We start from the raw sequence: 14,164 nt of genomic DNA on the forward strand, positions 1-14,164 counted from the left end.
GTGTCAGAGCGCGGCCGCGTAGATGGCCCGCGCATCCGCGCGCGTGACAGGCCGGGGATTGTTGCCCAGCAAGCGCGTCTGCAGCATGGCTTCGTCGGCCAGTCGGTCCAGGTCGCTGGCCGCGATGCCCACCTCGCGCAGGGTGCGCGCGATGCCGGTGGCTGCGGCGATATCCTGCATGACGTCGATCAGCGCCTGTGCCCGCGCTTCCTCGCTGCCCGTCATGCCGGGACGGAGCAGGGTGGCGAGCTGCGCATACAGGGGCGCCGCATGGGACAAATTAAAGCGCAGTACGTGCGGTAGCACCAGCGCATTCGACAGGCCATGCGGCACGTGGAACAGGCCGCCGATGGGATAGGCGAGCGCATGCACGGCCGCGACGGGCGCATTGGAAAACGCCTGGCCGGCCAGCATGGCGCCCAGCAGCATGGCTTGGCGCGCCGGCAAGTTGGCTCCATCGCTGCACGCCGTGACGATATTCGGGTGCAGCAGCGACAGCGCCTGGCGTGCCAGCATGTCGGACAGGGGATTTTTCAGCAGCCGGCTGGTGTAGGCTTCGATTGCATGCACCATGGCATCGATGCCCGTGGCGGCTGTGATCGCGGGCGGCAAGCCCAGGGTCAGGCTGGCGTCGAGGATGGCCAGGTCCGCATACAGCTGCGGCGCGACCACGCCCATCTTGGTGGTGGCGCCCGTGGTGACGATGGCGATGTTGGTGACTTCCGAACCCGTGCCCGCCGTGGTCGGCAATTGCACCAGGGGCAGTCGCCGGCCATGGACATTGCCGATGCCATACAGTTGACCCAGCTCCTGGTGGCCGGGCGCAAGGATGGCGATCAACTTGGCGACGTCGAGCGAACTGCCGCCGCCGAGGCCGATAATCAGTTCCACGTGAAACATCTGGGCCTGGGCCACGCCGGCCAGCACGACGGCTTCAGAGGGATCGGCTTGGACGTCGGAAAATACGTGGACGTCGATGCCTGCCACCCGCAGGCTGTGCAGGGGAGCGTCGGCCAGGCCCGTGCGCAGGAAGCCCGCGTCGGTGACGAGCAGGGCGCGGCGCACCGAGGGAAAGTGATGGGCGATGTGCGCGCCCAGTTGGGCGGCAGCGCCCGGTTCAACGATCAGATGCGGCACGGTGCGGAACTGGAAGGCGGGCATGCATACTCCTGAAGATGGACATGCGCCAAGCTTACTCCGCTTTCCCGCTCCGCGCCTGTTTCACGTGGAACCAGATGCGGGGGCTACTCCCACTCCAGCGCGCCACGTTTCCACTCATACACCAGGCCGATGGTCAGTATCGCCAGAAAACCCATGACGGCCCAGAAGCCGACCAGGCCCAGTGCGTTGACGTTGGCCGCCCACGGCATCAGGAAGATCACCTCGATATCGAACAGGATGAAGAGGATGGCGACCAGGTAGAAGCGGATGTCGAACTTCATGCGTGCGTCGCCGAACGCCTCGAAGCCGCATTCATACGGGGACAGTTTGTGCGGATCGGGCTTGTGCGGAGCGAGTACGCGTCCCAGCAGCATGGGCACGATGCCGACCAGGATGCCGATCAGAATGAACAGCAGCACGGGAAAATAGTTTTCGAGGAGCATGGGGATTCCTCTCAGTGGCTCGATGATAGTTTCATCAGCACGATGCCGCACACGATGAGGACGGCGGCGCACACGCGCATGGCGTTGACTTGTTCGCCCAGAAAGACGATGCCGACGACGAAGGCGCCGACGGCGCCGATGCCCGTCCAGATGGTGTAGGCCGTACCCAGGGGCAGGGTGCGCATGGCCAGCGACAGCAAGCCGAAGCTGGCGATCATCATGACGATGGTGACAATGGAAGGGGTGAGTCTGGTGAAACCCGCGGAGAGTTTCATCGAGTATGCCCACACGACTTCAAGCATGCCGGCAATCATTAACAGTATCCAGGCCATGGCGGCTCCTTATACAGAGCGGGCCGTCCCGGTGTGTTCCCATGATGGGGGAGGCCGTCCTCCTGGATGATCGTCCCGCTGGCCGCTGGCGTGACCACGGTAGCGGACGATGCGGCAATTGTAGCAAACATTTCACGGTACCGCAGCCGTCTGCCTGGCCATGCTGCGTGTTCCACGTGAAACAGAAACAGCCGTTGACTCGCCCTTGCTGAGTAAAAATTAAGCAAAAATTGGCCCGTGGAAGGTTACGCTCGCAAAAAGACTCTATAATCGGAGCTCTCTTCCCGCATTTTTACTTGCACTGTTACCTATTTATCATGTTATTTCCTACAGAATTCGACGTCATCGTTGTCGGTGGTGGTCACGCCGGTACCGAGGCGGCCCTCGCTTCCGCCCGCATGGGGCAGAAGACGCTATTGCTCACGCATAATATTGAGACACTGGGCCAGATGTCGTGCAACCCCTCCATCGGTGGCATCGGCAAGGGCCACCTGGTCAAGGAGGTCGATGCCATGGGCGGCGCGATGGCGATTGCCACCGACGAGTCCGGCATCCAGTTCCGCATCCTGAACTCCTCGAAAGGCCCGGCGGTGCGCGCCACGCGCGCCCAGGCCGACCGTATTCTTTACAAGGCCGCCATCCGTACGCGCCTGGAAAACCAGCCTAACCTGTGGCTGTTCCAGCAGGCGGTCGATGATTTGATCGTCGAAGGCGACCGGGTCGTCGGCGCCGTGACGCAGATCGGTTTGAAGTTCCTGTCGCGCGCCGTGGTGCTGACGGCCGGCACTTTCCTCGACGGCAAGATCCACGTGGGCCTGAATAACTATTCGGCTGGCCGCGCCGGCGACCCGCCCGCCATCTCGCTGTCGGCCCGCCTGAAAGAGCTGAAACTGCCGCAGGGCCGTTTGAAAACGGGCACGCCGCCGCGCATCGATGGCCGCACGATCGACTTTTCCGTGATGCAAGAACAGCCGGGCGACCTCGATCCCGTGCCGGTCTTTTCCGTCATGGGCAACACGGCCATGCACCCGCGCCAGGTGCCGTGCTGGGTCACGCACACGAATAGCCAGACGCACGACATCATCCGCGCCGGCCTGGACCGCAGCCCCATGTACACGGGCGTGATCGAGGGTGTCGGCCCCCGCTATTGCCCGTCGATCGAAGACAAGATCCACCGCTTCTCGGGCAAGGAATCGCACCAGATCTTCCTCGAACCGGAAGGCTTGACGACGCATGAGTTCTATCCGAACGGCATCTCCACGAGCCTGCCGTTCGACGTGCAGATCGCCCTGGTGCAGTCGATGAAGGGCATGGAAAACGCCCACATCCTGCGCCCCGGCTACGCCATCGAATACGATTATTTCGACCCGCGCGGCTTGAAGGCTTCGCTGGAAACGAAGGCCGTGGCCGGCCTGTTCTTCGCCGGCCAGATCAACGGCACCACCGGCTACGAGGAAGCGGCCGCGCAAGGCATGCTGGCGGGCCTGAATGCGGCCTTGTTGACGCAGGACAAGGAAGCCTGGGTACCGGGCCGCTCCGAGGCCTATCTGGGCGTGCTGGTCGACGATCTGATCACCCAGGGCGTGCAGGAGCCGTACCGCATGTTCACCAGCCGCGCCGAGTACCGTTTGAGCTTGCGCGAAGACAATGCCGACATGCGCCTGACGGAAATCGGCCGCGCCTTGGGCTGCGTGGGCGACGCCCAGTGGCAGGCGTTCGAAACCAAGCGCGAAGCAGTGGCGCGCGAACTAGAGCGCCTGCGTTCCACGTGGGTCAATCCGCGCATCCTGGCGGCAGCCGAATCGGAACGCATCGTCGGCCAGGCCCTCGAGCGCGAGTACTCGCTGGCGGACCTGCTGCGCCGTCCGAACGTGGCCTACGACACCCTGATGAGCATGACGGGCATCGAAGGCCAGGCCCTGGCCGGCCCCGGCGTGGAAGACCCGGCCGTACGCGAGCAGGTGGAAATCCAGCTCAAATATGCGGGCTACATCGAGCGCCAGAGCAAGGAAATCGAGCGCCACGAACACTATGAAAACCTGGCCCTGCCGGCCGGTTTCAACTACCTGGATATCGGTGCGCTGTCGGTCGAAGTGCGGCAAAAACTCGACAAGCAGCGCCCGGAAACCCTGGGCCAGGCATCGCGCATTTCCGGCGTGACGCCGGCGGCGATTTCGCTGCTGCTGGTCCACCTGAAAAAGCGCGGCTTTGGCGCCGCGCAGATCACCACTTTAAAGGACGAGGTTGTTGAATGAAGCAGTTTGACCGGGCCGCATTGGCCCAGATTTTGAATGAAGGCATTGCCGCGCTGGGACTGGACCTGAGCGCGGATCAGACGGAAAAACTGCTCGATTACCTGGCCTTGCTGGCCAAATGGAACAGCGTGTACAACCTGACGTCGGTGCGCGATCCGCTGCAGATGCTGACCCTGCACGTGCTCGATTCGCTGGCGGCCGTACCGGCCTTCGCGGATGCCAAAAACGTGCTCGACGTGGGTGCCGGCGGCGGCTTGCCGGGCATGGTCCTGGCCATCGCGCGGCCCGACGTGAAGGTGTCGATGATCGACACCGTGCACAAGAAGACGGCATTTTTGACGCAGGTGAAGGCGGAACTGGGCCTGGCCAACGTCACCGTGTACACGAAACGGGTGGAACAGCTGGAAGTGGCGCAGAAATTCGATGTGATCACCTCGCGCGCCTTTGCCGACCTGTCCGACTTCGTCAACTGGTCGCACCACGTGCTGGCCGAGGGCGGGCAATTCATCGCCTTGAAAGGGGTGGCACCACCGGACGAGAGAGAGAGACTGCCGGCAGACTGGCAAGTGACGCAATTACGGCCTATCCAGGTGCCAGGGCTAAATGCAGAGCGTCATCTGGTCTTTATAGCAAGAATTTAAAGACTGAAGAAATAAACGGTATAAATCATATAAATAGTTTATACGGTATAAATAATATAAACCGTATAAACGATTTATATCGTATAAATGAAATAAATAGTATAAATCGTTTCGGTCGCATACCGGGGCGCACGATGAAGTTTGCATCTCTTTACAACTAGAAGATACATGGCCAAAATTTTTTGTGTAGCAAATCAAAAGGGTGGTGTTGGTAAAACCACAACAAGCGTCAACCTTTCCGCCGGTCTGGCCAAGTTGAACCAGCGCGTGCTGCTGGTCGACCTCGACCCGCAGGGCAACGCGACCATGGGCGCCGGCATCAACAAGGCCGGCCTGAAGGCGTCCACCTATGAAGTCATGCTGGGCGAGTCCGATGTCAAGACGGCACGCCAGCGTTCGGAAGCGGGGCGCTTCGATGTGCTGCCGTCGAACCGCGAACTGGCCGGCGCCGAAGTGGAGATGGTCGAACTCGACAACCGCGAACGCCGGCTGAAGGATGCGCTGGCCGAAGTCGACAGTGAATATGACTTCATCCTGGTGGATTGCCCACCGGCATTATCGATGCTGACCCTGAACGGCCTGTGCGCCGCGCATGGCGTGATCATCCCGATGCAGTGCGAGTACTACGCATTGGAAGGCTTGTCCGACCTGGTCAACACCATCAAGAAGGTGCATGCCAACCTGAACCCGGACCTGAAGATCATCGGCTTGTTGCGCGTGATGTTCGATCCGCGCATGACATTATCGCAACAAGTGTCGGTCCAGCTGGAACAGCATTTCGGCGACAAGGTGTTTACCACCATCATTCCGCGCAATGTGCGCCTGGCCGAAGCGCCATCGTACGGCTTGCCCGGCGTGACCTTCGACCCCAGCTCGAAAGGTGCCCAGGCCTACATCGCCTTCGGCGCCGAAATGGTCGAGCGCATCAAACATATGTAAACAAGGGGCAAGCGCGAACGCAATATGGTGTGAGCGCTTACTCTGAAAACACGATTAGGACAGCATGGCTACGAAAAAACTAAAAGGACTGGGCCGCGGACTCGACGCCCTGTTGGGCGGTGGCGGCGGCGACTTCGCCAGCCCGGACACGACTCAACCGTCGAACTTGCCCGTATCACAAATGCAAGCCGGCAAATATCAGCCGCGCACGCGCATGGATGAAGGCGCCCTCAATGAACTGGCCGCCTCGATCAAGGCGCAAGGGCTGATGCAGCCCATCCTGGTGCGCCCGATCGGGCAGGACACCCTGAGCGGACTTGTCAAATATGAAATCATCGCGGGCGAGCGCCGCTTCCGCGCCTCGCAACTGGCCGGTTTGACGGAAGTGCCGGTGCTGGTGCGCGATGTGGACGATCTGGCTGCCGCCGCCATGGCGCTGATCGAGAACATCCAGCGCGAAGACCTGAACCCGCTGGAAGAAGCGCAGGGCATCCACCGCCTGATCGCCGACTTCAGTTTTACGCATGAGCAAGCGGCCACTGCGCTGGGACGCTCGCGCAGCGCGGTGTCGAACCTGCTGCGCCTGATGAATCTGGCCAGTCCCGTGCAGACCATGCTGATGGCCGGCGATATCGACATGGGGCATGCGCGCGCACTGCTGGCCGTCGATGCGGCCACTCAGATTACGCTGGCCAATCAGGTCGTGGCCAAGCGCCTGTCGGTGCGCGAAACGGAAAAGCTCGTCACGCGCACGGTCGAGGAAGCGGCCAACCCGGTCGAGCCGCGCCAAAAGGAAAAGTCCGGCGACATCGCGCGCCTGGAAGAAGAGCTGTCCGACGCGCTGGCGACACCCGTGGTGTTCAAAATGGGCAACAAAGGCCGTGGCCAATTGGTCATCGATTTTGCCGATCTTGACGTGCTCGATGGTTTGTTGACCCGCTTGCGTGGTTAAATAGCAAGTTGGCAAAGCGGCGGGAAAGTGGCTTCAGAAGCGGGCTGGACAAACTGGCCATGCTTTCCGGGCGCATCACGTAATTCCTTGATAACACGGCCGGAAGCGGCCCTGCAAGCGGCTTTGCCATATAGTGGTGCAAATGGCGGCGAATAGTCGGTAAAGCGTCAGTTTCGCGCAGCAATTGCCCTGCTGCGGTGCAGCAACGTTTGACTCTATAGATCAAAGCCAACTATAATCCCGTGTCTTTGCGTGTGTAGATTTTTCTGGGAACTTGGTAATTGAGTGATTCACAACAAAATATTGCCAAACCAGTCTACAAAGTAGTTGCTCTGCAGCTTGCAATCGCTATCAGTTTTGCAACGGTCACCCTGTTTTTTGGTGGCAGTGTCAAAGGCTGGTCCGCCGCATACGGCGGCGCTATCGCAGTCATCGGTAGCCTGGTGTATGCCATGCTGGTCGTTCGCGGTTCTAGCGACGCCAACAAGGCATTCCGGGCGCATTTGCGCGCAGAAGTGGTGAAAATATTTATCACAGCGGTGCTGTTTATATTGGCACTGGTGTTGTTTCAGTCGGCCGCCTGGTTATGGCTGATCTTGGGTTTCGCGGTGGCAACCTTAGCATACTGGTTTTCATTGCTCGCTGTTTAATCATTGGTTTTGGGGCCTGTTGTGCTCTGAAACGACAAATCTAAATTCATTATGACCACAGAACACGCTATTGAAGCGGGCCATGCTGCCCCAGCCAACGCCACAGAATACATCAGTCACCATCTGGCCCACCTGAGAAGTGCCGACGGCATGATCAATCTGGATACGTTCTGGATTTCGGCCATCCTGGGCTTTGTTTTCCTGGCTGTTTTCTACATGGCGTCGCGCCGCGCGACGGCTGGTGTCCCTGGCAAGTTGCAAAACTTCGTCGAAATGGTCATGGAAATCGTCAATGACACTATTAATGGGGCCTTCCACGCGAAAAGCAAGGTCATCGCGCCGCTGGCCATCACGATTTTTGTGTGGGTCTGGCTGCTCAACGCGATGGACTTCCTGCCGGTTGACCTGTTGCCGAAGATCCTGAGCTGGTTTGGCGTGCATAAACTGCGCGCCGTGCCGACCGCCGACGTCAACCACACCTTCGCCATGTCGCTGTCGGTCGTGCTGTGCGTGATCGCCTTCTCGATCAAGGCCAAGGGCCTGGGCGGCTGGATCAAGGAACTGTTCACGGCGCCATTCCATGCGAGCGGCCTGATCGGTACGATCGCCCTGGCACCCGTCAATTTCCTGCTGCAAATGGTTGAGCTGGTTGCAAAACTGATCTCCCTGTCGCTGCGACTGTTCGGCAATATGTATGCCGGCGAACTGATTTTCATCTTGATCGCGTTGTTGCCTTGGTGGGCACAGTGGGCGTTGGGTGGTCCATGGGCAATTTTCCATATCTTGATTGTAACTTTGCAAGCTTTTGTGTTTATGGCGTTGACGGTTGTGTATCTGAGCCTTGCGGTTGAGAAACATTAATCATTAACTTTATATTTTGTTTTTTTAGTATCTTTCGTTTTTAAATTTAGGAGAATTTTATGCAAGCTCTGATCGCACAAGTACAAAGCATGACCGTTCTGGCAGCAGCAATCATCATCGGCCTGGCCGCAATCGGCACCGCTCTGGGCTTCGCTATTCTGGGTGGCAAATTCCTGGAAGCTTCGGCACGTCAACCAGAACTGATGCCACAACTGCAAACCAAACTGTTCGTTATCGCTGGTCTGCTGGATGCTATCTCGATGATCGGCGTTGGTGTTGCCCTGCTGTACACGTTCGCTAACCCGTTCCTGTCCGCTCTGACGGCTGTTGCTCAGTAATTCGCTCCAACCCTAGGAGAAACTTTTAGTTAGGAGCAAAGGTATGGACATCAATATGTCGCTCATCGGCCAGATGATCACCTTCGCGGTGTTGGTCTGGTTCTCGATGAAGTTCGTATTTCCAGCGCTGAACAACGCGCTGGATGAGCGTGCCAAACGAATCGCGGATGGATTGGCTGCTGCCGATCAAGGTCAGGCTTCGATGGCTGTCGCTGAAAAGCGTGCGCAAGAGGCATTGAACAGTGCACGTGAAGAAGCTTCGCAACGCGTTGCGGACGCTGAAAAGCGCGCGCAGCTGGTTGCTGAAGAGATCAAGCAAAATGCACAAGCTGAAGCTGCGCGTATCATTGCGCAAGCCCAGTCGGACGCCGAACAGCAACTGTCGAAAGCACGCGAACAATTGCGCGCTCAGGTGGCTGACCTGGCTGTCAAGGGTGCCGAGCAGATCTTGAAGCGTGAAGTAAACCCAACGGCTCACGCCGAAATGTTGCAGCGTCTTGCTGTCGAGCTGTAATCATGGCAGAACTCGCAACCGTCGCCCGTCCCTACGCGGAAGCTTTGTTCCGCGTAGCCCAAGCTGGTAAGGAGTCAAGCAACCTCGCGGCGTGGTCCGAACTGGTGTCCGAACTGGCACAGATCGGTAGCCACCCCGAGGTACAGGCGTACGCGCGCAATCCGAAAGTTTCGGAAAGCGACGTCGCCGCCACCATCCTGTCGTTGTTGAAATCGCCGCTCAATGAGGAAGTGAAAAACTTCGTCACCATGTTGATCGAAAATGGCCGCATCAGCCTGCTGCCGGAAATCGGCGCGCAATTCCATACGTTGAAAAACAGTGTGGAAGGTGCGGCTGACGCCGAGATCACGAGCGCTTTCGATCTGAGCGAAGGCCAAACGGCCGAGCTGGTCGCAACGCTGGAAAAGAAATTCAGTCGTAAGCTCAACCCTGCCGTCACAGTGGATCCATCGCTGCTCGGCGGCGTGCGCGTGGTTGTTGGCGACCAAGTGCTCGATACCTCGGTGCGCGCCAAGCTGCAGCAACTGCACGCTGCACTGGTGTCGTAAGACACGCGCTTCGGCAGGCCAGCTAAGACAGACCCTTACCCCTCGCGCAAGCTGAGAGAAACACTTTTAGGAGTTAGTATGCAACTCAACCCATCTGAAATCAGCGAGTTGATCAAGAGCCGGATCCAAGGTCTTGACGGCGGCGCTGAAGTGCGTAATCAAGGCACGGTTATTTCCGTCGCCGACGGTATCTGCCGCATCCACGGTTTGTCGGACGTGATGCAAGGCGAGATGCTGGAATTCCCAGGCAACACGTTTGGCCTGGCAATGAATCTGGAACGCGACTCCGTCGGTTCCGTGATTCTGGGTGCCTACGAGCACATCTCCGAAGGCGACACGGTGAAATGCACCGGCCGCATTCTGGAAGTGCCAGTCGGTCCTGAGCTGCTCGGCCGCGTTGTCAACGCGCTGGGTCAGCCGATCGACGGCAAAGGCGCCATCGAGACCAAATTGACGGCCGCGATTGAAAAAATCGCGCCGGGCGTGATCGCCCGTGAATCCGTTTCGCAACCGATGCAAACCGGCCTGAAGTCGATCGATGCGATGGTTCCAGTTGGCCGCGGCCAGCGCGAACTGATCATCGGCGACCGTCAAACCGGCAAGTCGGCCGTGGCGATTGATGCGATCATCAATCAAAAAGGCCAGGGCATGAAGTGTATCTACGTCGCGATTGGCCAAAAAGCCTCGTCGATCAAGAACATCGTGCGCTCGCTGGAACAGCACGGCGCGATGGAGTACACCATCGTTGTCGCCGCTTCCGCTTCGGAATCGGCCGCCATGCAATACATCTCGCCGTACTCCGGTTGCGCCATGGGCGAATACTTCCGTGACCGCGGTGAAGATGCACTGATCGTCTACGATGATCTGTCCAAACAAGCTGTTGCATACCGTCAAATCTCGCTGCTGCTGCGCCGTCCACCAGGTCGCGAAGCGTACCCAGGCGACGTGTTCTACCTGCACAGCCGCCTGCTGGAACGCGCAGCACGCGTGAACGCCGACTACGTCGAGAAGTTCACCGACGGCGCCGTCAAAGGCAAGACCGGTTCCCTGACGGCCCTGCCGATCATTGAAACGCAAGCTGGCGACGTGTCCGCATTCGTTCCAACCAACGTGATTTCGATTACCGACGGTCAGATCTTCCTGGAAACCTCGCTGTTCAACGCCGGTATCCGTCCTGCAATTAACGCCGGTATTTCCGTATCGCGCGTCGGTGGCGCCGCCCAGACCAAGGTCATCAAAAACCTGTCCGGCGGTATCCGTACCGACTTGGCGCAGTACCGTGAACTGGCCGCGTTTGCACAGTTCGCTTCGGACCTGGACGAATCGACCCGCAAGCAGCTGGACCGTGGTGCACGCGTGACGGAATTGCTCAAGCAAGCCCAGTACTCGCCACTGTCGATCTCGCTGATGGCCGTATCGCTGTTCTCGGTGAACAAAGGCTTCATGGACGACGTGCCAGTCAAGCAAGTGCTGTCGTTCGAAGCTGGTGTCCACGCTTACATGAAGACCAAGCAAGCTGCTCTGCTGGCCAAGATCGAAGAAACCAAGCAACTCGACAAAGACAGCGAAGCAACTCTGTCGGCGGCCATTGCTGATTTCAAGAAATCCGGCGCATATTAAGCGGCCAGGCGGCGCCCACCCCGAGTGAGGCGCCGCCCTACGCGCAGAAGGAGTAAGGACTCATGGCATCAAGCAAAGAGATACGTGGCAAGATCAAGAGCGTAGAGAATACGAAGAAGATCACCAAGGCGATGGAAATGGTTGCCGCATCGAAAATGCGCAAAGCGCAGGACCGTATGCGCGCCGCCCGTCCCTACAGTGACAAGATTCGGAATATCGCCGCCAATCTGGCGACCGCCAATCCGGAATACACGCACCCGTTCCTGGCAGCTGCCCAGGGTACGCAAGCGAAGGCAGTGGGTTTCATCGTTGTCACGACCGACAAGGGTCTGTGCGGCGGCATGAACACCAACATCCTGCGCCAGGTGACGTCGAAGTCGCGCGAGCTGGAAGCAGCTGGCAACCGGGTTGAAGCAGTTGCCATCGGTAACAAGGGTTTGGGTTTTTTGAATCGCATCGGCGTCAAGATCATTGCGCACGCCATTCAAACCGGTGATACGCCCCACCTGGACAAATTGATCGGACCTGTCAAGGTCATGCTCGAAGAGTTCCAGGCAGGCAAGATCGATGCAGTGTACCTGTGCTACACCAAATTCATCAACACGATGAAGCAGGAACCAGTCGTGGAGCAATTGCTGCCCCTGACGGCCGACAAGATGGTCGCCGACAAGGGTGCCCACTCGTGGGATTACATCTACGAGCCGGATGCGCAAAGCGTGATCGACGAATTGCTGGAGCGCTATGTAGAAGCGCTGGTGTACCAGGCAGTCGCGGAGAATCTGGCGTCCGAGCAATCGGCACGGATGGTCGCGATGAAAGCTGCAAGCGACAACGCGGGTAGTGTGATCGGCGAATTGAAGCTGATCTACAACAAGACCCGCCAAGCTGCGATTACCAAAGAACTCTCCGAAATCGTCGCCGGTGCGGCTGCGGTTTAAACGAATTTAACTATATTGAAGGAACGAACATGGCTGATGGCAAAATCGTTCAGTGTATCGGCGCTGTGGTGGACGTTGAGTTTCCCCGCAACGCGATGCCTAAGGTATTTGATGCCTTGAAGATGGCAGGCTCGGAACTGACCCTGGAAGTACAACAGCAGTTGGGCGACGGCATTGTCCGTACCATTGCACTCGGCTCGTCCGATGGCCTGCGTCGCGGCATGATGATTCAAAATACCGGCAAACCTATCATGGTGCCAGTCGGTAAAGCAACCCTGGGTCGCATCATGGACGTGCTGGGCAACCCGATCGACGAATGCGGCCCCGTGTCGCACGAGCAGATCGCGTCGATCCACCGCACCGCTCCTGCATACGACGAACTGTCGCCATCGCAAGAACTGCTGGAAACCGGCATCAAGGTGATCGACCTGGTTTGCCCGTTTGCAAAAGGCGGTAAAGTTGGTCTGTTCGGCGGCGCTGGCGTAGGCAAGACCGTGAACATGATGGAACTGATTAACAACATCGCCAAGGCGCACAGCGGCGTGTCCGTGTTCGCCGGCGTCGGTGAGCGTACCCGTGAAGGTAACGACTTCTACCACGAGATGGCTGACGCGAAAGTGGTCGATCTGGAAAACCCAGAGAACTCCAAAGTGGCGATGGTCTACGGTCAGATGAATGAACCGCCAGGTAACCGTCTGCGCGTCGCGCTGACCGGCCTGACGATCGCTGAATCGTTCCGTGATGAAGGCAAGGACGTTCTGTTCTTCGTCGACAACATCTACCGCTTTACGCTGGCAGGTACCGAAGTATCGGCACTGCTGGGTCGTATGCCGTCGGCTGTGGGTTACCAACCGACCCTGGCTGAAGAAATGGGCCGTCTGCAAGAGCGTATTACGTCGACCAAGACCGGTTCGATCACCTCGATCCAGGCCGTCTACGTTCCAGCCGATGATTACACCGATCCGTCGCCTGCTACCACGTTTGCTCACTTGGATTCGACCGTTGCGCTGTCGCGTGACATCGCTTCCCTGGGTATCTACCCAGCCGTGGACCCACTGGATTCGACCTCGCGTCAGCTGGATCCGTTGATCGTTGGTCAAGAGCACTATGACACCGCGCGTGCCGTGCAAACGACCCTGCAACGCTACAAGGAATTGCGCGACATTATCGCGATTCTGGGTATGGACGAGCTGGCACCGGAAGACAAACTGCTGGTTGCCCGTGCACGTAAGATGCAGCGTTTCCTGTCGCAGCCTTTCCACGTCGCTGAAGTCTTTACCGGCGCGCCTGGTAAATACGTTTCGCTCAAAGACACGATCAAGGGCTTCAAAATGATCGCTTCGGGCGAACTCGATCACCTGCCGGAACAAGCGTTCTACATGGTCGGCACGATCGAAGAAGCAATCGAAAAAGCCAAGAAACTTAACTAAGTTAAGTCTGGGCCTAACCCCGCCCCTTACACGGCGGGGTTCTTCAACCCGATAGGACACACATGGCACACACAATTCACGTTGACGTGGTTTCCGCTGAAGAACTGATTTTTTCAGGCGAAGCAGAATTCGTCGCGTTGCCGGGTGAACAGGGCGAGCTGGGTATCTACCCACGCCACACGCCTTTGATTACCCGCATCCGTCCGGGCGCGGTCCGCATCAAGGTAGTCGGCCAGGCTGAAGAAGAGTTCGTCTTCGTTGCCGGCGGCCTGCTGGAAGTGCAACCGGATACCGTGACCGTCCTGGCCGATACCGCAATCCGCGGTCACGACCTCGACGAAGCGAAAGCGCTGGAAGCGAAGAAGTTGGCGGAAGAAAATATCCACAACAAGGATTCGGGCATCGACTACGCGCAAGCGCAAGCCGAGCTGGCCAGCGCGATTGCGCAGCTTGCAGCGATCCAGAAGCTGCGCAAGCATTAATTTGCTCGCACGCAGTAATACAGAAGGCAGCCCGTGGGCTGCCTTTTTTTTCAGCAAACG

The 14,164-nt window shown here is 58.5% G+C and carries 16 protein-coding genes; 13 read left to right on the top strand and 3 right to left on the bottom strand.

What is annotated here, in order from left to right:
• Nucleotides 1-3: 3 nt before the first annotated feature.
• From BXA07_RS00645 to sugE, 3 genes are all read right to left on the bottom strand, one after another.
• Nucleotides 4-1,161 carry an iron-containing alcohol dehydrogenase gene (locus BXA07_RS00645; RefSeq protein ID WP_076564756.1) on the bottom strand — a complete coding sequence of 386 codons (1,158 nt, stop codon included), beginning with the start codon at nt 1,159-1,161 and terminating at the stop codon, nt 4-6.
• An 83-nt stretch (nt 1,162-1,244) separates the two neighbouring features.
• Complete coding sequence (locus BXA07_RS00650) at nt 1,245-1,604, bottom strand: NADH-quinone oxidoreductase subunit A (protein WP_076564757.1); 360 nt, start codon at nt 1,602-1,604, stop codon at nt 1,245-1,247.
• A gap of 11 nt (nt 1,605-1,615) precedes the next feature.
• Nucleotides 1,616-1,936, bottom strand: a complete 321-nt coding sequence (gene sugE, locus BXA07_RS00655) for a quaternary ammonium compound efflux SMR transporter SugE (protein WP_076564759.1) — start codon at nt 1,934-1,936, stop codon at nt 1,616-1,618.
• A gap of 317 nt (nt 1,937-2,253) precedes the next feature.
• Between sugE and mnmG the strand changes: the two genes are divergently transcribed.
• From mnmG to BXA07_RS00720, 13 genes are all read left to right on the top strand, one after another.
• The gene (gene mnmG, locus BXA07_RS00660) at nt 2,254-4,191 is read left to right on the top strand and encodes a tRNA uridine-5-carboxymethylaminomethyl(34) synthesis enzyme MnmG (RefSeq protein WP_076564761.1); all 1,938 of its coding nucleotides are present in this window, start codon (nt 2,254-2,256) and stop codon (nt 4,189-4,191) included.
• Nucleotides 4,188-4,832, top strand: a complete 645-nt coding sequence (gene rsmG, locus BXA07_RS00665) for a 16S rRNA (guanine(527)-N(7))-methyltransferase RsmG (protein ID WP_076564762.1) — start codon at nt 4,188-4,190, stop codon at nt 4,830-4,832. The genes mnmG and rsmG overlap by 4 nt, the downstream gene beginning before the upstream one ends.
• Nucleotides 4,833-5,000: 168 nt before the next feature.
• Nucleotides 5,001-5,771, top strand: coding sequence for a ParA family protein (locus BXA07_RS00670; RefSeq protein ID WP_076564764.1), 771 nt, complete (start codon nt 5,001-5,003; stop codon nt 5,769-5,771).
• A 64-nt stretch (nt 5,772-5,835) separates the two neighbouring features.
• On the top strand, nt 5,836-6,723 hold the full coding sequence (locus tag BXA07_RS00675) for a ParB/RepB/Spo0J family partition protein (protein WP_076564765.1): 888 nt from the start codon (nt 5,836-5,838) through the stop codon (nt 6,721-6,723).
• A 281-nt stretch (nt 6,724-7,004) separates the two neighbouring features.
• A complete protein-coding gene (locus BXA07_RS00680; protein ID WP_076564767.1) occupies nt 7,005-7,373 on the top strand; it encodes an ATP synthase subunit I in 369 nt (122 codons plus the stop codon).
• 51 nt (nt 7,374-7,424) lie between these two features.
• A complete protein-coding gene (gene atpB / locus BXA07_RS00685; protein ID WP_046681851.1) occupies nt 7,425-8,234 on the top strand; it encodes a F0F1 ATP synthase subunit A in 810 nt (269 codons plus the stop codon).
• Between the two features lie 59 nt (nt 8,235-8,293).
• Nucleotides 8,294-8,572, top strand: coding sequence for a F0F1 ATP synthase subunit C (gene atpE / locus BXA07_RS00690; RefSeq protein WP_034752695.1), 279 nt, complete (start codon nt 8,294-8,296; stop codon nt 8,570-8,572).
• A 43-nt stretch (nt 8,573-8,615) separates the two neighbouring features.
• Nucleotides 8,616-9,086 carry a F0F1 ATP synthase subunit B gene (locus BXA07_RS00695; protein WP_071325906.1) on the top strand — a complete coding sequence of 157 codons (471 nt, stop codon included), beginning with the start codon at nt 8,616-8,618 and terminating at the stop codon, nt 9,084-9,086.
• A gap of 2 nt (nt 9,087-9,088) precedes the next feature.
• Nucleotides 9,089-9,634, top strand: coding sequence for a F0F1 ATP synthase subunit delta (locus BXA07_RS00700; RefSeq protein ID WP_076564768.1), 546 nt, complete (start codon nt 9,089-9,091; stop codon nt 9,632-9,634).
• A gap of 78 nt (nt 9,635-9,712) precedes the next feature.
• Entirely contained in the window at nt 9,713-11,254 is a 1,542-nt protein-coding gene (atpA, locus tag BXA07_RS00705) for a F0F1 ATP synthase subunit alpha (RefSeq protein WP_034752701.1), read from the top strand.
• A gap of 62 nt (nt 11,255-11,316) precedes the next feature.
• Nucleotides 11,317-12,192 (top strand): F0F1 ATP synthase subunit gamma, encoded by an 876-nt coding sequence (gene atpG, locus BXA07_RS00710; protein ID WP_034783836.1) that lies wholly within the window; start codon nt 11,317-11,319, stop codon nt 12,190-12,192.
• Nucleotides 12,193-12,221: 29 nt separating this feature from the next.
• Nucleotides 12,222-13,622, top strand: a complete 1,401-nt coding sequence (atpD, locus tag BXA07_RS00715; RefSeq protein WP_034752705.1) for a F0F1 ATP synthase subunit beta — start codon at nt 12,222-12,224, stop codon at nt 13,620-13,622.
• A 62-nt stretch (nt 13,623-13,684) separates the two neighbouring features.
• Entirely contained in the window at nt 13,685-14,104 is a 420-nt protein-coding gene (locus tag BXA07_RS00720; RefSeq protein ID WP_065307860.1) for a F0F1 ATP synthase subunit epsilon, read from the top strand.
• The last annotated feature ends 60 nt before the right edge of the window (nt 14,105-14,164 follow it).

Origin of the sequence: Janthinobacterium sp. TND4EL3, from assembly GCF_900156175.1 — a bacterium.
GTDB lineage: Bacteria > Pseudomonadota > Gammaproteobacteria > Burkholderiales > Burkholderiaceae_D > Janthinobacterium.